Annotated in this window: 25 protein-coding genes, 1 pseudogene and 1 riboswitch; of the genes and pseudogenes, 12 read left to right on the top strand and 14 right to left on the bottom strand. The window is 67.6% G+C overall.

Annotated features, from left to right (window positions below):
- Nucleotides 1–15: 15 nt before the first annotated feature.
- Genes N0A24_07720 through N0A24_07705 form a run of 4 tightly spaced genes read right to left on the bottom strand, consistent with a single transcriptional unit; the run spans nt 16 to nt 4,473 of the window.
- Nucleotides 16–489, bottom strand: a complete 474-nt coding sequence (locus N0A24_07720) for a bifunctional nuclease family protein (protein ID MCS7173265.1) — start codon at nt 487–489, stop codon at nt 16–18.
- 47 nt (nt 490–536) lie between these two features.
- Nucleotides 537–1,691, bottom strand: coding sequence for a SpoVR family protein (locus tag N0A24_07715; protein ID MCS7173264.1), 1,155 nt, complete (start codon nt 1,689–1,691; stop codon nt 537–539).
- The gene (locus N0A24_07710; protein ID MCS7173263.1) at nt 1,631–2,809 is read right to left on the bottom strand and encodes a DUF444 family protein; all 1,179 of its coding nucleotides are present in this window, start codon (nt 2,807–2,809) and stop codon (nt 1,631–1,633) included. The genes N0A24_07715 and N0A24_07710 overlap by 61 nt, the downstream gene beginning before the upstream one ends.
- A 2-nt stretch (nt 2,810–2,811) precedes the next feature.
- Nucleotides 2,812–4,473 carry a hypothetical protein gene (locus N0A24_07705; protein MCS7173262.1) on the bottom strand — a complete coding sequence of 554 codons (1,662 nt, stop codon included), beginning with the start codon at nt 4,471–4,473 and terminating at the stop codon, nt 2,812–2,814.
- A 429-nt stretch (nt 4,474–4,902) separates the two neighbouring features.
- On the opposite strand from N0A24_07705, the gene N0A24_07700 reads away from it, so the two are divergent.
- The 9 genes and pseudogenes from N0A24_07700 (at nt 4,903) to N0A24_07660 (ending at nt 10,507) form a co-directional block, all read left to right on the top strand.
- Entirely contained in the window at nt 4,903–5,376 is a 474-nt protein-coding gene (locus N0A24_07700) for a helix-turn-helix domain-containing protein (GenBank protein MCS7173261.1), read from the top strand.
- Between the two features lie 50 nt (nt 5,377–5,426).
- A complete protein-coding gene (locus N0A24_07695; protein ID MCS7173260.1) occupies nt 5,427–6,080 on the top strand; it encodes a chlorite dismutase family protein in 654 nt (217 codons plus the stop codon).
- On the top strand, nt 6,077–6,577 hold the full coding sequence (locus tag N0A24_07690) for a pyridoxamine 5'-phosphate oxidase family protein (protein MCS7173259.1): 501 nt from the start codon (nt 6,077–6,079) through the stop codon (nt 6,575–6,577). The genes N0A24_07695 and N0A24_07690 overlap by 4 nt, the downstream gene beginning before the upstream one ends.
- Before the next feature lie 15 nt (nt 6,578–6,592).
- On the top strand, nt 6,593–6,982 hold the full coding sequence (locus N0A24_07685; protein ID MCS7173258.1) for a copper transporter: 390 nt from the start codon (nt 6,593–6,595) through the stop codon (nt 6,980–6,982).
- On the top strand, nt 6,979–8,004 hold the full coding sequence (gene hemE / locus N0A24_07680) for a uroporphyrinogen decarboxylase (GenBank protein MCS7173257.1): 1,026 nt from the start codon (nt 6,979–6,981) through the stop codon (nt 8,002–8,004). The genes N0A24_07685 and hemE overlap by 4 nt, the downstream gene beginning before the upstream one ends.
- Nucleotides 7,991–8,953 carry a ferrochelatase gene (gene hemH, locus N0A24_07675; protein MCS7173256.1) on the top strand — a complete coding sequence of 321 codons (963 nt, stop codon included), beginning with the start codon at nt 7,991–7,993 and terminating at the stop codon, nt 8,951–8,953. Before hemE ends, hemH begins: the two co-directional genes overlap by 14 nt.
- The gene (locus N0A24_07670) at nt 8,950–9,912 is read left to right on the top strand and encodes a ring-cleaving dioxygenase (GenBank protein ID MCS7173255.1); all 963 of its coding nucleotides are present in this window, start codon (nt 8,950–8,952) and stop codon (nt 9,910–9,912) included. The genes hemH and N0A24_07670 overlap by 4 nt, the downstream gene beginning before the upstream one ends.
- The gene (locus tag N0A24_07665) at nt 9,909–10,274 is read left to right on the top strand and encodes a metallopeptidase family protein (protein ID MCS7173254.1); all 366 of its coding nucleotides are present in this window, start codon (nt 9,909–9,911) and stop codon (nt 10,272–10,274) included. Before N0A24_07670 ends, N0A24_07665 begins: the two co-directional genes overlap by 4 nt.
- A gap of 2 nt (nt 10,275–10,276) precedes the next feature.
- Nucleotides 10,277–10,507, top strand: a pseudogene (locus N0A24_07660) (homocysteine S-methyltransferase family protein).
- Nucleotides 10,508–10,678: 171 nt separating this feature from the next.
- Here N0A24_07660 and N0A24_07655 read toward each other — a convergent pair.
- The 5 genes from N0A24_07655 to N0A24_07635 all read right to left on the bottom strand — a co-directional run bounded on the left by N0A24_07655 (nt 10,679) and on the right by N0A24_07635 (nt 16,973).
- The gene (locus tag N0A24_07655; GenBank protein MCS7173253.1) at nt 10,679–12,964 is read right to left on the bottom strand and encodes an NADP-dependent malic enzyme; all 2,286 of its coding nucleotides are present in this window, start codon (nt 12,962–12,964) and stop codon (nt 10,679–10,681) included.
- Nucleotides 12,965–13,234: 270 nt separating this feature from the next.
- Nucleotides 13,235–13,660, bottom strand: a complete 426-nt coding sequence (locus tag N0A24_07650) for a prepilin-type N-terminal cleavage/methylation domain-containing protein (GenBank protein ID MCS7173252.1) — start codon at nt 13,658–13,660, stop codon at nt 13,235–13,237.
- Nucleotides 13,657–15,894, bottom strand: coding sequence for a DUF4900 domain-containing protein (locus N0A24_07645; GenBank protein ID MCS7173251.1), 2,238 nt, complete (start codon nt 15,892–15,894; stop codon nt 13,657–13,659). The genes N0A24_07650 and N0A24_07645 overlap by 4 nt, the downstream gene beginning before the upstream one ends.
- 10 nt (nt 15,895–15,904) lie before the next feature.
- Nucleotides 15,905–16,516 carry a prepilin-type N-terminal cleavage/methylation domain-containing protein gene (locus N0A24_07640; GenBank protein ID MCS7173250.1) on the bottom strand — a complete coding sequence of 204 codons (612 nt, stop codon included), beginning with the start codon at nt 16,514–16,516 and terminating at the stop codon, nt 15,905–15,907.
- A complete protein-coding gene (locus N0A24_07635) occupies nt 16,506–16,973 on the bottom strand; it encodes a type II secretion system GspH family protein (GenBank protein MCS7173249.1) in 468 nt (155 codons plus the stop codon). The genes N0A24_07640 and N0A24_07635 overlap by 11 nt, the downstream gene beginning before the upstream one ends.
- Nucleotides 16,974–17,005: 32 nt before the next feature.
- A riboswitch (cyclic di-GMP riboswitch) is annotated at nt 17,006–17,090 on the bottom strand.
- Between the two features lie 208 nt (nt 17,091–17,298).
- Between N0A24_07635 and N0A24_07630 the strand changes: the two genes are divergently transcribed.
- Nucleotides 17,299–18,105: a hypothetical protein gene (locus N0A24_07630; protein MCS7173248.1), complete on the top strand. Its 807-nt coding sequence runs from the start codon at nt 17,299–17,301 to the stop codon at nt 18,103–18,105.
- An 18-nt stretch (nt 18,106–18,123) separates the two neighbouring features.
- Here the strand turns inward: N0A24_07630 and N0A24_07625 are convergent, their stop codons facing one another.
- The 5 genes from N0A24_07625 to N0A24_07605 form a co-directional block, all read right to left on the bottom strand.
- Nucleotides 18,124–18,789: a hypothetical protein gene (locus N0A24_07625; GenBank protein MCS7173247.1), complete on the bottom strand. Its 666-nt coding sequence runs from the start codon at nt 18,787–18,789 to the stop codon at nt 18,124–18,126.
- 75 nt (nt 18,790–18,864) lie between these two features.
- A complete protein-coding gene (gene queG, locus N0A24_07620) occupies nt 18,865–20,007 on the bottom strand; it encodes a tRNA epoxyqueuosine(34) reductase QueG (protein MCS7173246.1) in 1,143 nt (380 codons plus the stop codon).
- A 93-nt stretch (nt 20,008–20,100) separates the two neighbouring features.
- Nucleotides 20,101–20,289 carry a hypothetical protein gene (locus N0A24_07615; GenBank protein MCS7173245.1) on the bottom strand — a complete coding sequence of 63 codons (189 nt, stop codon included), beginning with the start codon at nt 20,287–20,289 and terminating at the stop codon, nt 20,101–20,103.
- A gap of 196 nt (nt 20,290–20,485) precedes the next feature.
- Nucleotides 20,486–20,938 carry an Hsp20/alpha crystallin family protein gene (locus N0A24_07610; GenBank protein MCS7173244.1) on the bottom strand — a complete coding sequence of 151 codons (453 nt, stop codon included), beginning with the start codon at nt 20,936–20,938 and terminating at the stop codon, nt 20,486–20,488.
- 73 nt (nt 20,939–21,011) lie between these two features.
- On the bottom strand, nt 21,012–22,043 hold the full coding sequence (locus tag N0A24_07605) for a 7-cyano-7-deazaguanine synthase (GenBank protein MCS7173243.1): 1,032 nt from the start codon (nt 22,041–22,043) through the stop codon (nt 21,012–21,014).
- Nucleotides 22,044–22,211: 168 nt separating this feature from the next.
- Between N0A24_07605 and N0A24_07600 the strand changes: the two genes are divergently transcribed.
- Nucleotides 22,212–23,687, top strand: coding sequence for a glutathione ABC transporter substrate-binding protein (locus N0A24_07600; GenBank protein ID MCS7173242.1), 1,476 nt, complete (start codon nt 22,212–22,214; stop codon nt 23,685–23,687).
- Nucleotides 23,687–24,607 carry an ABC transporter permease gene (locus N0A24_07595; protein MCS7173241.1) on the top strand — a complete coding sequence of 307 codons (921 nt, stop codon included), beginning with the start codon at nt 23,687–23,689 and terminating at the stop codon, nt 24,605–24,607. Before N0A24_07600 ends, N0A24_07595 begins: the two co-directional genes overlap by 1 nt.
- Nucleotides 24,608–24,630 lie beyond the last annotated feature (23 nt).

Here is a 24,630-nt window from a genome sequence, read left to right as displayed (position 1 = left end):
CCCGTTCTGGGGGACTCAGTGGAGCGAACGCTTGAAGTCGCTGGGCTTGACGTTTTCGATGAACCGCCGCCACTCCTCCATCTCCTGGTCCTGATCCTCCTCCTTCCGGAGGGGAATGGCGTGGGCGGCGACCTTCTCGTCCACGAAGATGGGGGCGTTCATCCGCAGGGCCAGGGCGATGGCATCGCTGGGCCGGGAGTCGATGGCGTTCTCCTTCCCGTCCCGCACCAGGTGGATCTCCGCGTAGTAGGTCTGGTCCCGGACGTCCGTGACCACCACCCGCTTCACGGAGACGTCCATGCTCTGGAGGATGTTGCGCAGAAGGTCGTGGGTCATGGGGCGGGGCGGTGTGATCCCCTGCAGCTGCAGGGCGATGGCCTGGGCTTCCGCGGGGCCCACCCAGATGGGGAGGGCCAACCGCTCCTCCGCGTCCGTGAGCAGGACCACGGGGTTCATCTGGTGATCCATGGCAACGCCCTTCACCTTCATCCAGATCACGGTTCCCCCCTCCTCCGCGCTTAAGCCATTATACCACCCTACGAAGTCGAGAGCCCTCGCCGGTCGTAGGTGTACACCTTGCCGTTGGCCCGCAGCCGGACCGGGTTCCGCCAGAGGGTGTACACGGACCGGAGGTAGAGGGCGATGCGCTTGGGGTCCAGCTTCTTCCCTTCCTCCACGTGCACCAGGGTGAGGTCCCGGGGACCAGTGGGGTCCTCCACCTCGATGGGGGGATCCCCCTTGTAGAGCTTCTGCTGGATGAGCATCTCCTTGACGGCCCCCACCTCCGTGTTCTTCGTGCGGTCCCGGGGATCGTACACGAACAGGTCCAACCGGTGGACGAGCTCCTGGGTGAGCATCTCGTCGATCAGGCGCACGTCCTCGTAGAACCGGCGCACCTCCAGGGCCTTCTGCCACCCCCAGCTCCGCCGGATGTACTGGAAGAGGGTATAGCCGATCATGTAGGTGGTCGGCCGGCTGCAGATGGAGCTGCTGACCTCCGCCCACTGCCGGGCGCTTACCAGCTCCCGCAGCAGCTCCAGCTCCACGAAAGTGGCCCAGCCCTCGTTGATGATGTGGGTGCGCTGGATGAGATCGAAGTACTCCGCCTCCTGCCGGACCGCCTCCAGGATGTACCGCTCGTGGTCCTGGAGGGGGGCCCGGGCTTCCAGGTAGTAGATGACCCGACGCATGCGCCGGGCGGGATCCCGCTCGAAGGCGTTCACGCTGGTGGCCACAGTGAGGCAGGCATCCAGCAGCCGCTCCACCGTCTCCCGACCGTACTGCTCCTCGAAGGAGCGGAAGGTGCGGGCATGCTGTTCCGCAAGGTTGAGGATGCCCTTGTTGGACTTCCGGAACCAGTGGTTGTTCGCAAAGAAGTCCGCATGTCCGTATACGTGGGCGATGACGCAGAGGTTCTGAAGGTAGGTGTTGGTCCGGCGCAGGAAGGCATAGGAGGGGCGGGTGTTCAGCACCAGCTCCAGGATGCTGAACACCGCCTTCGACTGCTGAGCGTGGATCTCCTTGTAGGCCCCGCCCCAGTACCAGTGCACGAATCGGTTCGGAAGCCCCATACTGGCCACTTCCGCGATCTCCTCGCTGTCCGTGAGGCGGAAGACCACGGGATCGAAGCTCAGGCCCAGGTCCCGGGCGAGCGCCTCCACCCGCGCGATGACCGTTTCGTACTCGCGCATCCTATGGTTCCCCCTTCCCCGTTGAGGTAGGGGATGAACTCCCGCAGGGCCTGTCGGATGGAGTCCAGATCCACCAGGTTCACGAAGGACAGGTTGGGCCGCCGTCGGCTCAGCTCCTGGACGTACTCGCTGAATCCCCCGATGCCCCGGCCACCGGGGTTCACGTGCCCGTAGCTGACCACGTCGAACCGTTCCAGGGCCTCCTCGAACCGCCGCTTCGCGAGCTCGAAATCCCCGCTGCTTGTCTCCCCGTCCGTGAACAGGAACAGGTACTTGTCGTACTCGCTCACCCCCTCCAGCAGTTCCATGGCCTTCTCCAACCCCGCGCTGATGTGGGTTCCCCCGCTGCTCTCCACGGAGAAGAACTCATCCCGGGTCTTCTCCTCCGCCACATCCTGGAACACCACGTACCGCCGGAGGTTGGTGGGGTAGCGACGTTCCAGGGCATACCACAGCAGGAAGATCATCTTCCGGACCAGGGCCAAGTAGTCCCCGCGCATGGAGCCGGAGATGTCCAGCACGTAGATCTCCAGGGAGCGGTGGTTCCGGTCCGCGGCGGGGTCTTCCACGAAGTACCAGCCGTCCAGCCGCAGGTCCACGTCGTACTCCGCCACGCCCCGCTCCCGGATGTTCCGGAGGAGGCTGGTGACCATGGTCTCCTCCAGGTTGAGGTCCGCGGCAAGTCCCCACCGGTCCAGGTCATCCAATTCCGGCAGGTCCTCCGTCTCCACTTCCCCGCCCCGGCTCAGATGGTGCAGGACCGGCAGCTGCAGCTCCTCCAGGAGCACCTCCTGGGCGAGCCGCACGAACTCCTCGAAGTCCAGCTCCACCCGCAGCTCCTTGCCGTGATGATCCCCGCCCAGCAGCCCCCCGACCGCGTACACCTCCTCCCCCCCTTGGCCCCCTGTGCCCTGCGCCTGCCCCGCACCCTGGGCCAGGAACCGTTCCTCCTCCCCGTACCGGAGGGTGGGGAGGTCCAGGGTGGTGATGGAGGTCTTCACCTTCCCGTCGATCACCAGCTCCTTCTGCTGGATGAGCTCGTGGAGGTTTTGCTTCAGGTATTCCCGCAGGAGATGGTCGTGCTTGTGCTCTGCGATCCGCGCCCGGTGAATACGCATGCCTACACGCTCCGCCCGATGATCTTCAGTAGGCTCCGCGCGCATACCTCGCAGTACCCGTACTCCTCCTGAGCGGTGCGGTACAGGGTCTGCAACAAGGCCCGGCTCTGCGGATCCATCTCCTCCGTCTTGTCGTAGAGACGCAGGCAGTTCTTGATCTTGTTGAACACCACCTCGTTGATGGCTCCCCGTAGGTGCTCGTTCTCCGTGTAGGGCAGGTTGATGAGTTCCTCCTTGCGCTCCACAAGCACGTTCTCAAAGGCGAGCCGCCCTTGACGGCTGATCTGACGCTTCGCGATGAGGATCCCCTCCACCTCGTCCAGCAGCTCCTTCTCCCGCTCCGCCAGCGGCTCCCCCAGCACGTGCCGGCTCACGGCATCGAGGTAGTTCCGGTAGAGGTTCTGGCCGTACTCAAAGAACTGAGTGGGCACAATGCGTTCCACGATGAGGGAGATCTTTCCCTGAATGAACTCCATCTTGGTCTCCTCGAACTGACGCAGGAGCTCCTTCAGGTTCAGGTCCTTCATGGACTGGTGCTCGAAGGTACGCTCGATGGCCTCGGAGATGAGCTCGAGATCCAGGCAGGTCTCCGCCTTTGCGTAGGCATATGAGAAGGCGTCTTCGAAGAACCGCGGGCTCAGACCCCGCATTCCTCCGGATTCCTCCCGGGTCTTGAGGGCATAGCGGGCGGCCAGCTCGTACACGTCCTGGGGCGCGTGCTTGCGCTCCCCGCGGCGGCGGTTGGCCCGCTCTACCAGGGTCCGGTAGATCTGCATCTCCCCCGCGAGGTCCATGTTGTACGGGAAGTCGATCTTGTGGATTCGACCCCGCAGGGGCTCCATGATGTCCTCCTGCAGGAAGACGTTGTACTCGGGGTAGTTGGTGTGCCCGATGACCACGAGGTCCACATGCACCGTAGGGAAGTTGGCGAGGTCCACACGCTTGGACTGGATGAGCTCCAGGAGCAAGGACAGCAGCTGCCGGCGGCTCTTGAAGACCTCCGTCCAGTCCAGGATCCCCCGGTTCGCCCAGATGATCTTGCCCTCGAAGTCGTAGGCATCCGGGTCGTAGGTGGAGCCCCGCTCCTTGAGCATGGCGAAGTTGATGTTGCCCACGAAGTTGGTGATGTCCTCCCGACGCAGGTCCGTGGGGGTATGCTTGGCGATCCCCACCTTGTGCCGGGCGGAGATGTAGATCCGCTTCACGGGCACGTGCTCCCATCCCCCGAGCCGGCGGATGAGCCGTTCGCACACGGGGCAGGGCACCGCCTCCTCATGCCAGTACAGGCCGTACTGGTCCAGCACCTCATGGGGAACGAGATCGAAGGGGTGCTGGTGGAAGGGACAGCCCTCCACCGCATACAGAATACCCGCCTCTGTTCGGGAGTACTCCTCCAGCTTCCGCTTCAGCTTGTCCACGGTCATGCTCTTGCCGGATCCCTGCGGACCCACCAACAGGAGCAGCCGGCGCTCCATGGACATGGCGTATCCCCGAAAGTAGCTGACAATGTCCTGGAGCTGCTTGCTCATTCCGTAGATTCCCTCGAAGACCTTCTCCGGCCCGAAGTACTCGATCATGTCCGCGATGTAGTGATGCGTGGTGCGCGTCAGCCGCTCGTCGGACCGCGCCGCCTGCAGGTACTCCCCCACCGTCCGGATCTCCATGGCTTTCCTCAATAGAGCTTCGGCTCCCCCGGCCCCCTTCTTAAACTCTCCAGAACACGCGGGCCCAGACGGAGGGGAAGGACTCCGCTGGGCCCGTTGGGTTTCTCCGACCACCGCGCGCCCGCGGTGGTCCCTCCCACGCCGCCCGGCCGGCGGCTTGCCGCAAGTATACGCAGCCCCCCTTCCCCCTGTCAAAAGGGGAAGGGGGGCGGAATTCCTCTGTTCGTGCCGTGCGTGCGAGCCCGCAAGCGCCTGCAGGACCAGATCCGCAGCCACGGGTGTCGGCCCGGTCCCAGGGCCTCCCTCTGGCCGTGTGCGTCCGAATAATAGAATACAATGATATGATAGAACACAATTGTGAATTCAACTCCGGGAATGGATGGTACGATAGGATCACGCTGGAAACGGTTTCCCCTTTGGAGGTGCACCTTGTCCGACATCCTCCACATGGCCGTTGAGATCGTGAAAACCCAGGCCGCCCAGCGGGAGATGAGCGCGGCGGAGATCGAAGAGTACCTCCAACGGACGGTCCACGCCCTGCAAAGCGCCCTCCACAGCATCGGGACTCCGGAGAAAGCCACCCCTGCTCTGGAGGTCGCGGAGCCGGAGGCCCCGGAGATGGCCCCTGCTGCGCCACGAACCCTCGGGGTCGAGGAGGCCGCGAGGTACCTGGGCCGGACCACGGTGACGGTGTACAAGTACATCCATCAGGGGAGGCTACCTGCCCAGCGGGTGGGGCGGTCGTTTCTGATCCGCCTGGAGGACCTGCAGGCCCTCAAACGGGAGCTGAGACGCACCGGCCGCCGGGGGGGCGGAGGCCGCCGGGCCCAGGTGGCCCGGCCAAAGAGGCGGACGGCTCGGGGGGCCGCGGCAGGCCGCCGTCGGGGAGTCCGGAAGGCCTAGACCTGCGGGGAAGTGGCTGAGCCTGACGAGTGTCCTGTCGGGGGGAGACGATGGAGCTGGCGAGGATCCACGGGTTTCTGTTCTTCCAGGTTCCGCCCGAGGACCGCACGCGGCAGGGGGGCGGGCGAGTGCGGGAAGCCGTCAACCTGGCGGCGGGGCAGGACGGTGTGGTGGCGATCTACACCTACAGCCTGGTGGGTTTCCGGGCGGACGCGGCCTTTGGGGTGTGGATCGCCGCCTCTCGTCCCGAGGCGTATCGGGCCGCGGCCCGGTGCTTCGTGCGCACGGAGCTCCTCCTGCGGGATGCCCTGTGGGGCTTCATCCGGCCTTCTCCGTACACCGGCCGCAGCGGTACCACCATGCGGGTCCCGGGGCCGCGCAAGCAGTACCTCGTGGTCTATCCCTTCACGAAGACCCACGAGTGGTACCAGCTGTCCGTGGAGGTCCGACGCGCCATGATGGCAGAGCATGCCCGGGTGGGACACGCATACGAGGACATCGACCAACTGCTGCTGTACGCCACGGGGCTTGCAGACTGGGAGTTCGTGGTGGCCTACGAGACGGATGATCTGGAGCGGTTCAGCGATCTCGTGGTGGCCATGCGCGGGACCGCGGCCCGGCCGTACACCCTGCGGGACATCCCCATCTACACCGCCCGGTATGGCAGCGTGGACGAGGTGCTGGACGAGGTGTTCGGCCCGTGACGGATCCGTACCGGGTCCTCCTCGACCTGCTGGAGGAGAACCGGGTCATGACCCTGGCCACCGTGGGACCCGAGGGGCCCTGGGCCGCGCCCGTACTGTATGCGTGGGAGCTGGTGGATCGTCCCCTCCTCTATTTCATGTCCCGAGTGCAGACCCGCCACGCCCAGGACATCCTCCGCACCGCTCAGGTGGCCGCGGCCATCTACCCGCCCCAGACCCGGCCCCTGCGGGGTATCCAGCTGAGCGGTGTCGCTCAGCTACTCCGCGGTCCGGAGGCCGAAGAGGCCATCGCGCACTACCTTACCCGCTTCCCCTCCGCCCGGGGACGGTTTGCCGTGGCGGAGGTGATTGCGGAACGGTCCGACATCCGGTTCTTCCGGATTGTCCCGCAACGGGTCTTCGTCCTGTCCGAAGAACACTTCGGATGGGGCGTGCGGCGGGAGGTCCTCCTCGAGCCGGAGCACGTCGCGGAGTGGGTTTCCGGGCAGGCCCGCTGACCGGTGGGAGCCCTGGTGTTCCTCCACGTCCTGGCCGCGGCTACGTGGGTTGGCGGGAACGTGCTCCTCTTCCTGGCCGCACCCCGCCTCCGCCGCGAGGATCCCGGGGCCTTCCGGGCGTTAGGGCGGGTCTTCCGCACGGTCTCCTGGGCTGCGGTGGTGGTGCTGGTGCTTACGGGACTGTGGTTTTTGGCCACGGGATGGGATCCCCGTGGGGGCATCCTTGCGGTGAAGCTCCCCCTGGTGGCCACGGCCATCGCCCTCAAAGCTGTCCACGACCTCTGGATCGCGCCCCGGGTCGCGCACCGGCGCGGTCGGTTCGTCCCCCTCGCCACCTGGATCGGCCGCGCGAACCTCGCCCTGCAGATCTCCATCCTGTACCTCTCCACCCGGCTGGTGCGATGAGGGACCGGATCCTTCGAGCCGCCCGGGGAGAGCCCGTAGACACCACGCCCGTGTGGTTCATGCGGCAGGCGGGCCGCTACCTCCCCGAGTACCGAGCCCTCCGGCGAAGGTACCCCATGCGGGAGCTCCTCCGGGACCCTGAACTGGCCGCGGAGATCACCCTCATGCCCCTGCGCCGCCTGGACGTGGACGCCGCCATCCTCTACAGCGACCTCCTGGTGCCCCTGTGGGGTATGGGGCTGGACTTCTACTTGGAGGAGGGGAAGGGACCCGTGGTGCGGGTGGAGGTGGAGCGTCTAGCGCACCTCCCGGAACTCGATCCGGATCGGATCCGTTTCACCTTCGAGGCCATCCGGCTGGTGCGCTCCGCCCTTGACCGGCCCCTCATCGGGTTCGCCGGCGCCCCCTTCACGGTGGCCGCCTACCTTCTGGAGGGACAGACGAGTCGCGACTGGCCCCGAACCCGGACCTTCCTCCACCGAAACCCGGAGCTGTGGCACCGGCTCCTGGATACCCTGGCCCGCAATCTCGGTCGGTACCTCCGGGCCCAGGTGGAGGCAGGGGTACAGCTCGTGCAGGTCTTCGACTCGTGGGTGGGGGCACTCTCCCCCGAGGATTTCGTGGTCAGCGTCCGACCCCACCTCGTGGCCATGCTGGAGGCAGTAGGCCCCACCGTTCCCCGCATCTACTTCTCCACGGGGAGTTCCCACCTGCTCGCGCACTTTGTGGACCTCCCCGCGGAGGTGCTCGGGGTGGACTGGCGGGTGCGTTTACGGGATGCCTCAGCCCAATCCGGAAAGTCGGTGGTGCAGGGCAACCTGGACCCGACCCTGTTGCTGGGAACCGAGGCGCATCTGCTCTCCCGCACGGGCGCCATCCTGGAAGAGGGGAAGCGCCTGGCGGGGCACATCTTCAATCTGGGACACGGGGTCCCACCGGAGACGGATCCCGGGAAGCTGGCGATGGTGGTGCACTTCGTACACGAGCGGGGCAGAAGGGAGGGAAAGGATGGGGCGGGCTGACCCCATCGGGGTGTTGCTCATGGCGTACGGTACTCCGCGCAACCTGGAGGAGGTGGAGGCGTACTTCACCCACATCCGGAGGGGAAGGCGGCCTTCGGATGCGGAGCTGGAGGACCTCCGGGAGCGCTACCTCCGGATCGGCGGGGCCTCTCCGCTGCGGGCCATCACGGAGACTCAGGCGACGGCCCTTCAGGCATCCCTGGATCGCCGCTCCCCAGGCCGGTTCCGGGTATACCTGGCCATGAAGCACGCGGACCCCTTCATCCCTGAGGTGACGCGCCGCATGCTCCAGGATGGCGTGCGGGAGATCGTGGCACTGGTGCTGGCGCCTCATGAGTCCCGCATGATCGTGGACGAGTACCTGGAGTACGCGACACCCGTCCTCGCGCAGTACCCGGAGGCGACGTTGCGGGCCGTGCGCACCTGGCACCTCAACCCCCGCTACCTGGGTGCCCTGGCGCGGCGCATCCGCAAGGCCCTGGTGGAACTCGCGGACCCGGTCGCGGTGGTCTTCACCGCCCATAGCCTACCCGAACGCATCCTCGAGTGGGATGACCCGTACCCGAGGCGGCTGCAGGAGACCTGCGAGGCGCTGGCCGCCCGGGTGGGGCTCTGGCGGTGGCGGTTCGCGTACCAGAGCGCAGGCCACGGCGGAATCCCGTGGCTGGGCCCGGACATCCTGGAGATCCTCCCGGAGGTCCGCGCGGAGGGAGCCACGGCAGTACTGGTGGTCCCCATCGGGTTCGTGGCGGATAACCTCGAGATCCTGTACGATCTCGATATCGAGGCCGCCCAGCGCGCCCGGGAGCTGGGCTTGGAGTTCCGGCGCACGGAGTCCCTGAACGCGGACGAGGAGTTCCTCGAGGGACTCGCGGACGAGGTAGAGCGGGCGGCCGGAACGCGGGGTGAGCAGGGCGCTTGGGGAAAGCACCCAGGAGGTGGACCATGAGACCGGTCCTGGGCCTGCACCACATCACCTGTATTTCCGGTCCCGCCCAGGAGAACGTGGACTTTTACGCGGGGGTGCTGGGGATGCGCCTGGTGAAGCGCAGCGTGAACCAGGACGACCCCGGGACCTATCACCTCTTCTACGCGGACGCGGAGGGCCACCCGGGAACGGAACTCACCTTCTTCCCGTGGGCCCACATGCCCCCGGGAAGGCTGGGAACAGGGCTTGTGGTGGAGGTGGCTCTCGCCGTTCCCCGCGGGAGCCTCCGGTACTGGGGGGAGCGGTTGGAGCGATACGGGGTGCGTACGGAGCCACGTGAGGTCCGGTTCGGAGAACCCGTCCTGCCCTTTACGGATCCCCACGGGCTGCGGCTTGCGCTGGTGGAGGCGGAGGATCGCCCGTTTACGCCCTGGGAAGGAAGCCCGGTCCCGCCCGAGCACCAGATCCGGGGCCTGCATGCTGCCCGGATGTGGGTGCAGCGGAGGCGGCCCACCGCCCAGTTCCTCGAGGACATCCTGGGCCTCGACCACGTGGCGGAGGAGGATGGGTGGCACCGGTACAGGGTGGCAGGAGGTGGGTCAGGCGGCCTCTTGGATGTCCAGGAGCGGCCGTGGGAGGGCCGTGGACGGTGGGGCGTGGGTACGGTGCACCACCTGGCCTGGCGGGTGGCGGACGAGGACCACCAGCAGGAGGTGCGACGGCGGGTACTCCTGGCGGGCCTCCGCCCCACTCCCGCCATCGACCGGTTCTGGTTCCAGTCCGTGTACTTCTCCGAGCCCGGCGGGGTGCTGTACGAACTTGCTACGGATGGTCCGGGCTTCGCGGTGGACGAGGATCCTGAACACCTGGGCGAGCGGCTGGTGCTGCCGCCCTGGCTGGAGCCCTACCGGGCGGAGATCGAGGCGGTGCTGCCGAAACTCATCTACCCACCCGCGCCGGAGCCCGTAAAGGCCCCGTGACCCGGAAGCGCTTCGAGCGCCTCGTGGAGGAGGTCCTCCGCACCCTCCCGCCTGAATTTCGGCGGGCCCTGGAGAACGTACACGTGGTGGTGGAGGACGAACCCACGCCCGAGCAACTGGCTTCCGTGGGACTGAGGCCTGGAGACCTGCTCTTCGGCCTGTACGAGGGGACTCCACTCCCCGAGCGGGGACTGGAGCCACCGCTCGTGCCGGACCGCATCACGGTGTTCCTGCGGCCACTCGTGGCGGCGTGCGAGACGGAGGAGGAGCTGCGGGAGGAGATCCGGCGCACGGTGCTCCACGAGCTCGCCCACTACTTCGGGCTGGATGAGGATCGACTGGAGGAGCTGGGGTACGGGTAGCGATGGCGTTCCTGGACCGCCTGCAGCACGGACCGCCCATCCTGGCGGACGGGGCCATGGGGACCATGCTCTTGGCCGCGGGCCTGCCTCCCGGGAGGGCACAAGAGGCCTGGGTTCTGGAACGTCCGGAGGCCATCGCCGCCGTGCACCGGGCCTACGTGGAGGCGGGCGCGGAGCTGGTCCTCACGTGCACGTTCGGGGCAAACCGGGCGCGGCTGCAACGCCTGGGACTGCAAGACCGGGTGGTAAGGAGGTCAAGCCGGGCCCGTTTACGACGCCACCCCCCAGCAACTTGCGGAGTTCGCCCGCGGGGCCCTCACCCTCGGGGTGCGCGTCCTCGGCGGCTGCTGCAGCACCACGCCCGAGCACATCCGGGCCATGGCCCGCGCGGTGCACGGAGGGCGCTAAGCCCGCCGCGCCAGGACCTCCCGGACGGTAACGGGCCGGCGCGGGGTCTGGGCATCCAGCACCGCGATGGCCGCCATGTTGACCACGTCCGAGATCTCCGCGCCACGGCTCAGCACGTGCACGGGTTTCGCCATCCCCATGAGGATGGGGCCCACCGCCACGGCTCCCCCGAGCCGCTGCACCAGCTTGTAGGCCACGTTTGCGGCCTCCAGGCTCGGAAACACCAGCACGTTCGCCTCCCCCACCAGGGTGGAGAAGGGGTAGTCCTCCGCCCGCAGCTCGGGCGACAGCGCCACGTCCGCCATCATCTCGCCGTCCACCATGAGGTCCGGCCGGCAACGCTTCACCAGATCCGTGGCCTGCGCCACCTTCTCAGACCGGGGGTGGCGGGTGGAGCCGAAGTTGGAAAAGGAGATCATGGCCACCCGGGGCTCCAGGTCGAACTCCCGGGCCTTGTCCGCGGCCATGATGGCGATCTCCGCCAGCTCCTCCGCGGTGGGGTCGATGTTCACCGTGGGATCCGCAAACAGGTACGCCCGACCCTCGAGGATCATGAGGTACAGGCCCGCCACCCGGCTCACGCCCGGTGCCGGGCCGATCACCTGCAGGGCGGGGCGGATCACGTCCGGGTAGTGGTAGGTGAGGCCGGCCACAAACCCGTCCGCGTCGCCCCGGCGCACCATCATGGCCCCGAAGTAGTTGGGCTGGCGCATCAGGGCCCGGGCCTCCCGCAGGGTCACCCCCTTGCGCTGCCGCAGCCGGTACAGCGTCTCCGCGTACTCCGCAAACCCGGGAAAGCGCTCTGGGTTCACCACCTCCAGGGGGGTCGTAATCCGCAGTTCCTCCATCCGTGCCCGCACCACCTCCTCCCGGCCCAGGAGCACGGGGTGCGCCATCTTCTCCTGGACCAGGATGGCCGCGGCCCGCAGGATCTTAGGCTCCTCGCCCTCGCTGAACACGATGCGCTTGGGCTGCTGCCGGGCCTTGTGATACACGATCCCCAGCACCTCCCGGCCTCGCAGGAGGCGACGGGCCAGCTCCTCCCGGTACGCCTCCAGATCCACGGGCCGACGGGCCACCCCCGTGCGCATGGCTGCCCCCGCCACCGCGGGCGCCACCCAGAGGGCCACCCGGGGATCCAAGGGTTTGGGGATGAGGTAGTCGGGCCCGAACTCCAGGTGCCCAAGCCCGTAGGCCCGCAGGACGGAGTCCGGCACGTCCTGCTTGGCGAGCTCCGCGAGGGCCCGACACGCGGCCAGTTTCATCTCCTCGTTGATGGCCCGAGCCCGTACGTCCAGGGCTCCCCGGAAGATGAAGGGAAATCCTAGGACGTTGTTCACCTGGTTCGGGTAATCCGAACGGCCCGTGGCCACGATGGCGTCTGGTCGCGCGGCGCGGGCTTCTTCGTAGGGGATCTCGGGATCCGGGTTCGCCAGGGCGAAGACGATGGGCCGGCTAGCCATGGACCGAACCATCTCCCGCGTCACGATGCCAGGCGCGGAGAGCCCTACGAACACGTCCGCGCCCACCATGGCCTCTGCCAGGGTCCGGGCTGAGGTATCCGCGGCGAACCGCTCCTTGTACGGGTTCATGCCCTCCGCCCGCCCCCGGTACACCACGCCCTTGGTGTCCACCAGCACCATCTGCTCCCGCCGCATCCCCAGCAGCAGGAAGAACTCCGCGCACGCGATGGCGGAGGCCCCCGCCCCGCTGATGACCACCCGGATCTCGGCGATGTGTTTCCCCACCAGTTCCAGGGCGTTCAGCAGAGCTGCCCCCACGATGATGGCGGTCCCGTGCTGGTCGTCGTGGAACACGGGGATGTCCAGCTCCTCCCGCAGGCGCCGCTCGATCCAGAAGCAGTCCGGCGCCCGGATGTCCTCCAGGTTGATCCCCCCGAAGGTAGGGGCGATGGCCCGGACGATCCGGACGAACTCCTCCGGATCCGCGGCGTCCACCTCGATGTCGAAGACGTCCACGTCCGCGAACCGCTTGAAGAGCACCGCCTTTCCTTCCATCACGGGCTTGCTGGCGAGCGCTCCCACGTTACCCAGGCCCAGGACCGCGGTCCCGTTGGAGACCACCGCCACCAGGTTCCCCTTGGCCGTGTACCGGTAGGCGTCCAGGGGGGTTCGGTAGATCTCCCGCACGGGCTCCGCCACACCCGGGGTATAGGCCAGGGAGAGGTCCTGTTGCGTGACGAAGGGCTTCGTGATCTGGATGGCCAGCTTGCCGGGCCGACCGCGCTCGTGGTATTCGAGGGCTTCCTCCCGCAGGGCCATGGCTCCACCTCACCGTATCGTCTCTCCCACCGTCCACCGTCCTCTGTCCCACGCCCCGCCGTACCCGCGACCGCATTCCCTTCGCCGAAGCCCCACCCTCCTCCTCCACTCCGGGAGGCCGTGCTCAAGGAGGCCGTGGGCGCCAACCTGGAGATAAAGGTGTGCAACTAGACCAGCTCGCCCGGCTGCTCGGGCCGGCTACCTGTCCAACCGGGCCTCAGGTGGGCCATGCCAGGGCCAGCGCCGGGATGGCTCGCACCGTAGTACACCCTAGGGGAGCTCCACCTCGATCCCGCCTGCTCCGCTCACCCGCACGATCCCCACGCCCGCCCGGTTCCGGAGTGGAATAGCATAAGTGCCGTCCGGCCTTCCGAAGGCGTCGAAGGTGACGGTGACGTCGGAGGTGGGCGCAAGACCCCGGGGAAGCTCGCCCCGGTGGTCGAACCCTCCACCGTTCCGCCGCACCCAGTACGTGGCACTTCCCGCGGTGAGGGCCACGGTGTAGGGCTTGCGCTCGGCCTTGGCCCGCTCCTGGGCCTCCCGGAGGTCGGTGGCGAGCTGCTCCGTGCCATAGCGGAGATCCTGCAGGGCGAGGCTGCGTTGCCAGTGCGGAAGGGCCAACCCCAGCACGATGGCCACGAGGGCGAGGACCACCACCATCTCCAGCAGGCTCAGACCGCGGTCGGAGCGGATCACGGCGGGGAGAGCTCCTGCCAGCGGGGTTTTTGACCCGCGATGCCCTGGGCCTGGATCGCGGAGAGGGTGGTGGTGGGGAAGTAGGGAGGCGCAAAGCCCCGGCCCAGCCTCCGGTCGAATCGATAGTTGTCCGCGTACCCGCTCACGAGCCGGCCGCCCGAGTCCGCGCACCCGGAAACACCCGCGTACTCCGAGATGAGCCCTCCCAGGAGGTTCAACTTGCCCTGGGCGGGCCTCCCGCACAGGCCTTCTACGACCTGCTCGCTCCTGACCCCGTCGTCCACGCCCGGCTGCCCCGCCATGAGGACCCCGTGGATCACGAGGTCGTTCGGGGTTCCGGTAGGGATCCGAATCCTCCCCCGCGGTGCGTAGAGCCCCAGAATGTTCGTGGGGTTGTCCGATGGGTCGGAGATGTTGGGCGGCCGCTCGTACCGCAGGTGGTTCACGAGGTACACGTCCCCCCGGGCGGCGATCATCACCTGCTCCCGCTCCTCCACCTGGCCTGAGAGGCCATTCCCCGAACCGGTCCCGATCCTCCCGTGCACGTAGATCACGGTTGCGTTCGGGAAGAGATCACTCCCCTGGAATCCCTTGGGGACGCCCTGGAAGGTGACGGTCCGGGGGCCCGCAGCGGTACCCCCGCTGGGACAGCCCCCTCCGGTGCCTCCTTCCCTTCCCGGCCATCGACTGTCCTGCACAGTGGTTCGGTTGTTGGTCCGATCCACGGTGACCGTGACCGTGCGGCTGCCCCGCCGGAACTCATAGACGGCGAGGTTGTTGTCCGGACCTCCCACCCGGAGTGTCAGGCTGTCCAGGTCCCCCTGCACGTAAATCCCACCGAGGAGCCGCTCGCCATCCTCGGAGATACAGTCTCCGTCGTCCTCTACGGGCAGGTAGATCCCATCCGGCACCGAGCTACTGGTGTTTCGCAGCTCCGGGATGCGCTCCCGAACGGCCAGGTTCCACTGAGCATCGCCCCAGGAGTTGGGACTCCGATCCTCCGGATCAAGCCCCAGACTCACGGCCCGCTGGGCGATGGCGTCCCTGTCCGTGGCCCTTCCGGCCGGGTCCAAGGGCACCACGATGGGATCGATGCTCGGGGTGCTGGGATCGGCATCGAACCCCCGGGTGAAGTTCGCCGGCGGATTGTCCTGGTCGTCCGCATAGTTGGTGGGCGTGCAATCGGGGAGTACGGGGGCGGCTCTCCGCTGTCCGCCGACCACCCACTCGTTGGCCTCCAGCTCCGTCTCCACCGGGCCGGACCCCGAGATGCGCCGGAACCCCGCTCGGGTGCTGGTACTGGTAAGTCGCGTGGCCTGGATGCGGCCGGGGTCGCAGGGACTGGACGTGTCCGGAGATCCGAACTTGGGGAAGCCCCAGAACCAGAACTGTCCGTTGGTGTGGACCGGGCCGTCGTAGCTCTCCTCGTGGCCGAAATAGACCCGTGTTCCGTCGCTGAGACTGAAAACGTGGGTAAACACCAGCCACTGGGCAAAGCTTTGATTCCCCACAACCGCCCGCAGCCGGCCACCCAGGCTGACCCGCCTGCGGAACTGCGGGTCCACGTAGCCCTCCGCCACAACCCGGTACTCCAGGGGGATGAGGTACGTGGTGGCCGATGTCCGGTGAACCGGGCACTCGTTCCCCTCGTCCGGAGGAGCCTCCTGATCCCGGCAGGAACCCGGTGCGATCTTCGAAGGACTGAGGAGCACCACCACGGCCCGGTACCGGCCCTGCCCGAGCGGGTTGGGAGGGGCGGGATCCGATACGCCTCCGGGAGGTGGGAGCAGCACGGTGTGCTCAGGAGGCGTCCCGGAGCCGCTTGTGAGGAACTCCAGCTTGAGGTGGGGTGTGGCACGCCGCCAGTTTACCCGGAAAGCCACCCAGGAGGTGGAGGAATCCGCGGCCACGCCCAGCGGCGTGCCGTCTAGACGCACCTTCGTGAGGAACTCCAGGGGGCTTTGCCGGAGAAACCAATTCTGCAGCTCACCGGGGCTCGCGCTCAGACTCGCTTTGTCCGTGGGGTCCGCGTTGACCACGGCCATGAGGGCCGCCCGGGCAGCCCAGGCTCCGCCCTCCGCGATGGCCAAGCTCTGGGCGCCCCGATACCGTACCCGGCTGATCCCTCCCTCCTGCCCGCTGAGGTACAGGAGCAACCCCCCCAGCAGGGTCAGGACCAGGATCACCACCAGCACGGAGATCAGGGCCACACCCCCCTCATCCCTGCGGATCATCTCTCTCCCCTCACGGACACGAGGTCTCGAACTGCCGCAACGCCACATCGCCTATGAGCTCCCGCTCCACCGCGGGGGTCCCCATGCGCGTCTCCACCATCATCCGGATCCGGATCCGGATCTGGGCCACGCTCCCCGGATCCACGGCCGGCTCCCCCAAGGGGGTGTAGTACTCCAGGGCGAAGGTGGGGCCAGCTCCGCCGGCCGGGAGCCTCGCCAGAACCTCCGGGGCCCCGAAGGGTTCCGACCCCTCGGCATCGGGATCCTCCGCACGGGTGATGGCCCGGTTTGCCGGATCGTAGGCGAACCGCACGTAATAGGACGTGCCGGTGCGGGGACTGCTCGGAACGCAAAGGGCCACGGAGTCCGCGGTGGGTGTGGGGGAAGGGAGCACCCTCGCCGCCCACCGCGCCTCGTCCACGATCCCGTCCAGGGCCGCCCGCACCTGGGTCTGGGCGCGGAGCATGGCCCCCGTGTCCCGGGCCGCGGTGACCCCGGCCCCCACGAGGGCGTAGATCCCCAGGGTCACCAGGGCCAGCAGGGTCAGGGCCAGGAGCAACTCCAGGAGGCTCAGGCCTCTGGAATCCCAAAGGCGATGGTAGGTCAGGACTTTACTGGTCATCGCACGCGGTCACCAGCTCCACAAGCGGCTGATCATCCGGAGCCCCCGACCGCCACACCCGTACCCTGGGGAACACGATGGAGAGATCCGATTCAGGGGGAAGCGGGGTGACCTCCACGTCGAACCGGTAGGGGCCGATGTTGGCGACGCGGTGGTAGGGGGTTGGAAGGGGGATGGGGGTCCGCGGGAGCGCGGTCCAGTTCACCCCTTGGTCGCAGCCGGGTGTCGGGCAGCAGTTCACGCTCGCCCGGACCTGCTCCAGCACCTGGTTCGCGATGGTGGTGGCGGCCGCCAGCTCGTTGGCCCGGGAGGTGAACCGCATGCCCGCGAGGAAGGTGTACATGAGGAACACGGCCACCAGCCCGAACAGCACGATGGCCACGAGGATCTCCACCAGGGTGAGCCCCCGCTCCCCAGCCGGGAGCTGGACTGCCCGCCTTCTCCAGCCGCCGCACATCGCCGCACCCGTAATGACACAAAAACCCGGCTTTTTGGTCTGGCCGGATTCGCCACTGGCTCCGGACGGCACCAGGCGACCAGGTCCGCACCGCCCTTCCTCGCCTCCAGACCTGCCCCACTGGGTAGTGGAGCAACTTCTATGCCACCTTACTTTACTCTCCCGACCCTCCAGGGTCCCTTGCCCCTCGCCCTTTAATATGCCCTGAGTGGGAGGCTTCCAGCGCACGGTCCCCCATCGGTTGCGAAAATTCCTCCGATTGAAGGATGGCCGCTCCGGCCTGAGGTTGATTTAGTCAGGGTAATCCAAGCGGGAGGTGCGGCCCGTGCGCAGGTGGCTTTTCTTCGGCCTCGGGCTTGGGGTTGTGGCAGGGGCGATCTTCATCTCCGCGGTGGAGGTCTCGGCCGCCATCGTGGCCCGGGGGATCCCGGTGGTATCCCTCGGGTCCAGCACCCCGGCGGTTCCCAACTGCCCCACCCTCGAAGGGAGCGTGTGCTACGACCCCTCCACGGGCCGGATCGGCTTCTACATCCCCCTCAACCCCGCCTACAACGGGATCTACGGGGTCACTCCGGTGCCTTCCTCGTTCCCTCACTTCACCGCCGGGACGATCCCCGACGCCCGCTCGGGCTCCTTCTCCAACCCAGATGCCCTTCGGATGTTCCTGCTTTTCTCACCCGTGGGGATTCCCGTGGGCTCCGCGACCCTGACCTTCCGGTTCGAGGACCTGGACCTCACAGGGGCCAACGACCCCTCAAGGTTCTTCGAGAGGATCGCCTTCTACGACGCCTCGGGGTCTCCCCTCTCGGGCCCCATCCACCTGATGGGCAGTGGCTGTACACCCCTCCCCTGCACCATCACGGGCGACGCGAACCAGCAGACCATCACCTTCTCCGACTCGCCCCAGCTGCGGGCCCTGCTGACCGGGGATCCCTTCTTCGTGGAGCTCCGATTCGGGAGCCACGCAGACGGAAAAAAGAAAGAGGTATTCGTCAACACCCCGGAGTTCCTCTGGGCCACCCTGCAGACCGAACGTCTCCCGCCCCCGCAGGTCCCGGAGCCGCCGGGCGTGCTCCTGTGGGGTACGGCCCTCGTCATGACGGCGTGGGGGAGGCGGAGAGGGATGTTGTGATCCCGCTCCGGGCGGTCTTCACTCCCCTAACCGCTCCGCCAACAGCTCCACCACCGCCCGGGCGATCTCCTCCTTTCCCACCGCCACCCGCAGCACCTTGCCCTCCGGCCCCACGAAGTAGCCCCGGTGCTCTCCCCGCTCGATTTCTGAAAGATCATTGGCCACCATGACATCCGCGCGGTTGTGGATCAGGGACTCATGGGCGATCCGCACGAGCTCCTCCGGGTCCTTGCCGACCTCCATCTTGAACCCCACCAGGAACGTCCGCGGACAGAGCTCCTTCACGAGCCGGATGGCCTTGGGGGTGGGCACGAGCCGCACCACCCACTCCTCCTCCGAGGAGACCTTCTCCCGGCGCACCTCCGCGGGCGCGAAGTCCAGCACGGCCATGGGGTGCACCACCGCGTCGTAGCCCGTGGGGAGCTCGGTCCGGAACACCTGGATGAGATCCTGCACGGTCTCCACGGGAATGAGCCGGAGAGAGTCGCGGGCCCGGGCCCGGGGCTGCGGGATCTGGGAGCCGCGGCCGTACACGTAGGTGACCCGGGCGCCCGCCTGCACCGCGAGCTCCGCGATGAGCGCCCCCGTGCGGCCGCTCGCCTTGTTGCTGAGGTACCGTACGGCATCGAGGGGTGCCCGGGTGGGGCCGGAGGTGACGAGGATGCGTTTCCCGGCTAGGGCCATCGGCATCTCCTCCGCGGGATCTCATCACGGCACCATCATAGGCCTCCAGAGGTCTTCTGGAACCATTCCCGATCCTCACGGTGCACCCGTAGCTCTCAGGGCCTCCTGAAGCTCCTCCCGCACCGCAGGGTCCTCCTCCACCTCCAGCCGCGCCCGCAGCGCGGCCTCCGCCTCCGGTCCGCGGATCCGTCCCAGGGCCCACGCCGCGTGTCCCCGCACGATGGGATCCGCGTCCCTAAGGGCTTCGACGAGAGCGGGGACCGCCCGCGGATCCCGGAGGTTGCCGAGGGCCACGGCCGCGTTGCGCCGGAGTCCCTGGCGCTTGGCCCGCCGGAGGGCGCTTCCCCGGAACCGTTCCAGGTAGGTCTCTTCATCCAGGTGCAGGAGTTCGATGAGGTCGGGGTACGCCACGTCCCGGCGTGGCGCGAACTCCGCGTGCAGGCCTGTTTTGACGAGGACGTTGTGGGGACAGACCTCCTGGCAGATGTCGCATCCGAACACCCACGTGCCGAGGAGGGGGCGCAGTTCTCTCGGAATCCAGCCCCGGTGTTCGATGGTGAGGTAGCTGATGCACCGCCGGGCATCCACCACGTACGGGGCCACGATGGCGCCCGTGGGGCACCGGTCCAGGCAGATGCGGCAGGCCCCGCAGCTGCCCTGAGCGGGCGGATCCGGCTCCAGCGCCAGGTCCGTGAAGACCTCGCCCAGGAATACGTACGAGCCGTGGCCCGTGCGGGTGAGGATCAGGGTGTTCTTACCGAACCAGCCGATCCCCGCCCGCTGGGCCCACGCACGGTCCAGGGTGGGGCCCGTGTCTACATACGGACGGGCCAGGCGGGCACCATGGCTCCGGAGATCCGCGCACAGCTGCCGCAGCCTGCGCTCCAGCACCCGGTGGTAGTCCTCGCCCCAGGCATAGCAGGAGACGCGGCCGCGGAGTCGATCGTCCTCGGGTTCTGAAGCATCCCATCGGTACGCCAGCCCCACCACGATCACGGACCGAACCCCCGCGAGGAACCGAGCGGGATCCACGGCCCGGTCCACATGTTGGGCCACGTACGCCATGGTGCCGTGCATTCCCTGTGCGAGCCAGCGCCGCAGGCGCTCCGCATGCTCTGCCAGGGGCTCCGCCCGGGCAATCCCCACGAGATCAAATCCCAGCTCCCGGGCCCGGGTCTTGACCCACGCGGAGGTCACGGGAGGGGCGAGGGCGGACACGAATCCTCCCTTAGACCTTTCTTCCCATCTGGATGGCCTCCGCGGCCATCCCCAGCTCCCGCCGCTTGCAGGCCAATCCCTTCGGAGTATAGCCTAGGTCTCCCCGAGCATGTACCTTCGGGCGAAGTTCACCACCACGGGGATCTCGAAGCGCTCTCCCCGGTAGGCCCGCACCGCGTAGGCCACGGACAGCAGCACCCACGCCACGAGGAATACCAGGCCTGCCAGGAACCGGATCACGGCGCCGAGCAGGGGAATGATCCAAAAAAGGACCGTCGCCACGTTCAGGCCCACCCAGAGCACGAACCATCCGATGCCCCAGAACAGGGCCTGCTAGCCGTGGTAGCGCAAAAAGGGGTCTTTCTTCATCTCCGTGAGGACCACCACACCATTCGCCCCCGGTGCCCCTGTCCCTGCAAAACCCTCCGGGCGGGGCCATGGCCCCGCCCGGAGGTGCTCCGGAAGTCCTGCGGGGTGCTTACTTCACCTCCACGGGCACCTTCCGCGGACGCGCGGCCTCCGCCACGGGCAAGGAGATCTCCAGCACCCCATGCTGGTACCGCGCGTTCACCTGGTCGGTCTTCACCTCCGCCGGCAGGTTCACGGTCCGCTCGAAGGGCCCGTAGTTCACCTCGCAGAAGAGGTAGTCCTCCTGCGGGATGTCCATCTCCAGCTTCCGCTCGCCCCGCACCGTCAGCACGTTCCCCGTGACGGAGACGTCCACGGTCTTGGGATCCACCCCGGGAAGGAAGAACCGCAGGATCAGGTGATCCTTGTGGTAGAAGGCCTCCAGGGGCGGAACCCAGGAAGCGGCGCGGGTTGCGGGCGCAAGCTGGGCGGAGCCGAAGAAGCGGTCGAAGAGGTTGCTGATCTCACGCTGGATGGCGCGGATCTCCTCGAAGGGATCCCACCGGCTCCAACGGGTGAGCATCTCCACCACCTCCCGAGCTCTGGAGTTCGGACGCCCCTCCCAGGTCTTCGGAGGAACCCGCGTCCAGCCCTACTTATAGCGCGGGGTCTGCCGGTTTGTCAAGTAGTTTACCTTGACAATCGGCTTGATGAACCGAGGGAGCCTCCGCCCATCGGAAGGCCACCACGTGGAAGGTGCTCAGACGGTGGTTGCCGCTGGGGAGCCACTCCACCTGGATGGGGTGGGCGAAGTCCGGCTGTATCCGGCCGTGCTGCAGCCAGTACCGGGCATGCGGGTCGCCGAGGATGGAGGGGTTGGCCTTCGCCACGAGGACCAGGGGCCGGTCCACCAGGTGCACCTCCTCGAGCTCCGGGATCTCCCGCAGGGCCCGGAGCACGCGGTCCGCGACCTCCCGCGGGGGATGCGGCCGCAGGTTCACCAGTCCGATGTTCCGCGCCAGCGGTCCGATGACCTTCACGTTCGCGAGCGCAGCTGGAAAGCCGCACTCCCGCACCGCCTCCAGGACCACCTCGTTGGCCCGTGCCACGGCCCGGCCGTGGTAGTCGGGGTTTACAAGGGGTTTCAGGAGGTGCTTGAGTTTGCAGCCCTCCCGTCCCGGGTTCTCCCCGATCTTGGTCTGCGGCGGGTCGATCCCCAGCTCCCGGGCGAGCGCCCGGATCTGGGGTTTGTCGAGGTCCAACAGCGGCGCATAGATTCCGTTACAGAGCTTTACACCCATCTTGCCCCAGGTATCAGAGCGGTTGGCGCCCGTGAGCACGAGCCGTCCCCGGGAGGCAGCCTTTACAAGTCCCAACTTGATCTCCCGGGTGCAGCGGTTACAGGCGGGGCCGGAACGCATCATGCGGTCCTGCAGGGCCTGGCCCAGCAGGCACCGCTGCTGCAGGCCAAGCCGTTCCGCCATCTCCAGCACGATCTCGTTGCCCCGGCGGTAGGCGTACTGCCCCATGTTCACGGTGACGAGCAGAACTTTCTCGGGACCTAGGGCCTCCTTGGCGAGGGCGGCCACCACGGTGCTATCGAGCCCGCCGCTGAAGGCCACGGCCACCGGCTGCCCGCCTGTGATCCGCCGGATCTCCTCCACCAGGGATTCCCGGAGTGCGGACATTTCGCCTTCAAAGTACCATAGTTGTAAAGAGGTCCGCCGGACAAAAAACCAGAGGGGGGATTGGTGGTGAATCGGGTCCTCCTGGGAGTTGGGATCCTGGCCCTGCTGGTTGCGTTTGGGCACCCGGGGCAGTCGGCGCCCACGGGACCACAGCCCGGAGGAACGCTCATGATCGGGCGGGGGGTAGACTCCGTCACCCTGAGCCCGTACGCCACCGCGGCGCCGGACGCGGAGGTGATCGCCCACGTGGCGGAGACCCTCTATGAGCTCACGCCGGAAGGGCGCATCGTTCCCAAGCTCGCGGAGTCCATGCCGCGGGTGAGCCCCGATGGCCGTACCCTGACCATCCGGCTGCGTAGGGGCATCCGGTTCCACGACGGCACGGCGTTCGACGCCCACGCGGTGAAGTGGAACTTCGACTTCATCCTGAATCCTGAGAACCGCGTGCCCTTCCGGGGCATCCTGCTCGGAGAGGTCGCCAGCGTGGATGTGGTAGACCGGTATACCGTGCGCCTGAACCTGCGCCGGCCTTTCGTGCCCCTGTTGGCCCACCTCACCCACGACTTCCTCGCCATCCACAGCCCCGCCGCGGTGGAGCGGGCAGGCGGGATGCGGCCTCCCAACGGCGAGCCCTATGGCCGGCAGCCCGTGGGCACGGGACCTTTCCGGTTCCGGGAGTGGGTACGCGGGGACCGCATCGTGCTGGAGCGCAATCCCGACTACTGGGGCCCCCGCAAGCCGCTGCTGGATCAGATCGTCTGGCGGGCCATCCCGGATGACGGGGCCCGGGTGTTAGCCCTGGAGGGCGGGCAGGTGCATGTGGCGGTGCGGGTGCCTCCCCGGGAGACCACCCGCCTGGCGCTCAACCGGGCCTTGCGCATCGACCGCACGAGCAGCGTGCGCACCATCTTCATCGCCTTCAACAACCAGAAGTTCACGGACGCCCGGGTGCGGCAGGCATTCAACTACGCGGTGAACAAGCGGGCCATCGTACAGACGGTGCTGGGCGGGGCCGCCCGGGTTTCGGACGCCCCCATCTCTCCCGGCATTGTGGGCTATGTGCCCATCCAGCCCGGTGGGTGGCCCTACGATGTGAACCGGGCCAGGCAGCTGCTGGCCGAGGCCGGGCACGGGGGTGGTCTCACCGTGACGATCCTGCACCCCACGGGTCGGTACGTGCAGGACGCGGCGGTGGCCGCCGCGGTGCAGGCGCAGCTGCGGGCCGCGGGCATCAACGCACGGCTGCAGACCATGGAGTGGGCCGCCTACCTCGCGTACACGAACCAGCCCGTGGATCGCACGCCCGTAGAGATGTTCATGCTGGGCTGGGGCACGGTCACGGGGGACGCGGACTATGGGCTCTACAGCCTTTTTCACAGCAGCCAGTGGGCCCCCGCGGGCTTTAACCGGGCCTTCTACCGGAATCCGCAGGTGGACCAGCTCTTAGACCAGGCACGCGGCGAGGTCAACCCGGCCCGGCGGGCGGACCTCTACAAACAGGCCATGACCCTGATCTGGCGGGATGCCCCCTGGATCTTCCTGCACAGCGAATCCCAGACCACGGGCGTGCGGCGGGAGGTTCAGGGTCTTGTGGTGCATCCCACGGAGCGGATCCTGGCCCACACGGCCTGGCTGCGCCGGTAGTGTGGCCCTACGTCCTCAAGCGGCTGCTGCTCGCCTTTCCGGTCCTGCTGGGGGTCTCCGTGGTGGTCTTTGCGACCCTACGCCTGATCCCCGGGGACCCTGCCCAGATCATGGCGGGTCAAGCTGCCACGCAGGAGGTGGTGGAGGAAATCCGGAGATCCTTAGGGCTGGATCAGCCGCTCCCTGTCCAGTACCTGTACTTCCTCCGAAACATCCTGCGGGGAGACCTAGGGCGTTCCTTGTTCAGTGGGGCGCCCGTGGTGGAGGAGCTCGGGCAGCGGTTTCCCCGCACGGTGCGGCTGGCCATGGCCAGCATGGCCTTGGCCGCCCTCATCGGGATTCCCGCGGGGATCGTGGCGGCCACCCGCCGCCTCTCCTGGGTGGACACCCTGGTCATGGTCCTGGCCCTCGCAGGGGTCTCCATGCCCGTGTTCTGGCTGGGGCTGAACCTGATTCTGGTCTTCTCCGTGCGACTGGGGTGGCTGCCGGCCTTCGGGCATGAGACCTGGCGGCACCTCGTGCTCCCCTCCCTGACCCTGGGGACGGCCAGCGCCGCGGTCATCGCCCGCATGACCCGGTCCAGCATGCTGGAAGTCCTGGGCCAGGACTACATCCGGACTGCGCGGGCCAAAGGACTTCTGGAGCGGGCGGTGGTGTACCGCCATGCCCTGCGCAATGCCCTGATTCCCGTGGTCACCATCCTCGGCCTGCAGCTCGGCACCTTGCTGTCGGGTGCCGTGCTCACGGAGACGGTGTTCGCGTGGCCCGGGATCGGACGGCTGCTGGTGGAGGCGGTCCTGGCCCGGGACTACCCGGTGGTTCAAGGCACCGTTCTGCTCATCGCCACCACCTTCGTGGTGCTCAACCTGCTCGTAGACATCCTCTATGCCCTCCTCGACCCCCGAATCCGGTACGCCTAGGCCATCCCCGGAAGGAGCGCTTT

This window comes from Armatimonadota bacterium (assembly GCA_025059775.1).
Classification (GTDB): Bacteria; Sysuimicrobiota; Sysuimicrobiia; order Sysuimicrobiales; family Sysuimicrobiaceae; genus Sysuimicrobium.
This window is presented reverse-complemented; position numbering and strand designations above follow the sequence as displayed.

Bases quoted from the DNA above. Each gene is read 5' to 3' on its own strand.
- N0A24_07600 (MCS7173242.1), top strand. From the start codon at position 22,212: ATGATCGGGCGGGGGGTAGACTCCGTCACCCTGAGCCCGTACGCCACC.
- N0A24_07610 (MCS7173244.1), bottom strand. From the start codon at position 20,938: ATGCTCACCCGTTGGAGCCGGTGGGATCCCTTCGAGGAGATCCGCGCC.
- N0A24_07720 (MCS7173265.1), bottom strand. From the start codon at position 489: ATGAAGGTGAAGGGCGTTGCCATGGATCACCAGATGAACCCCGTGGTC.
- N0A24_07670 (MCS7173255.1), top strand. From the start codon at position 8,950: ATGAGACCGGTCCTGGGCCTGCACCACATCACCTGTATTTCCGGTCCC.
- N0A24_07655 (MCS7173253.1), bottom strand. From the start codon at position 12,964: ATGGCCCTGCGGGAGGAAGCCCTCGAATACCACGAGCGCGGTCGGCCC.
- N0A24_07640 (MCS7173250.1), bottom strand. From the start codon at position 16,516: ATGACCAGTAAAGTCCTGACCTACCATCGCCTTTGGGATTCCAGAGGC.
- N0A24_07710 (MCS7173263.1), bottom strand. From the start codon at position 2,809: ATGCGTATTCACCGGGCGCGGATCGCAGAGCACAAGCACGACCATCTC.
- N0A24_07625 (MCS7173247.1), bottom strand. From the start codon at position 18,789: ATGGCCCTAGCCGGGAAACGCATCCTCGTCACCTCCGGCCCCACCCGG.
- N0A24_07645 (MCS7173251.1), bottom strand. From the start codon at position 15,894: ATGATCCGCAGGGATGAGGGGGGTGTGGCCCTGATCTCCGTGCTGGTG.
- N0A24_07695 (MCS7173260.1), top strand. From the start codon at position 5,427: ATGGAGCTGGCGAGGATCCACGGGTTTCTGTTCTTCCAGGTTCCGCCC.
- N0A24_07605 (MCS7173243.1), bottom strand. From the start codon at position 22,043: ATGTCCGCACTCCGGGAATCCCTGGTGGAGGAGATCCGGCGGATCACA.
- N0A24_07635 (MCS7173249.1), bottom strand. From the start codon at position 16,973: ATGTGCGGCGGCTGGAGAAGGCGGGCAGTCCAGCTCCCGGCTGGGGAG.
- hemH (MCS7173256.1), top strand. From the start codon at position 7,991: ATGGGGCGGGCTGACCCCATCGGGGTGTTGCTCATGGCGTACGGTACT.
- N0A24_07705 (MCS7173262.1), bottom strand. From the start codon at position 4,473: ATGGAGATCCGGACGGTGGGGGAGTACCTGCAGGCGGCGCGGTCCGAC.
- N0A24_07715 (MCS7173264.1), bottom strand. From the start codon at position 1,691: ATGCGCGAGTACGAAACGGTCATCGCGCGGGTGGAGGCGCTCGCCCGG.
- hemE (MCS7173257.1), top strand. From the start codon at position 6,979: ATGAGGGACCGGATCCTTCGAGCCGCCCGGGGAGAGCCCGTAGACACC.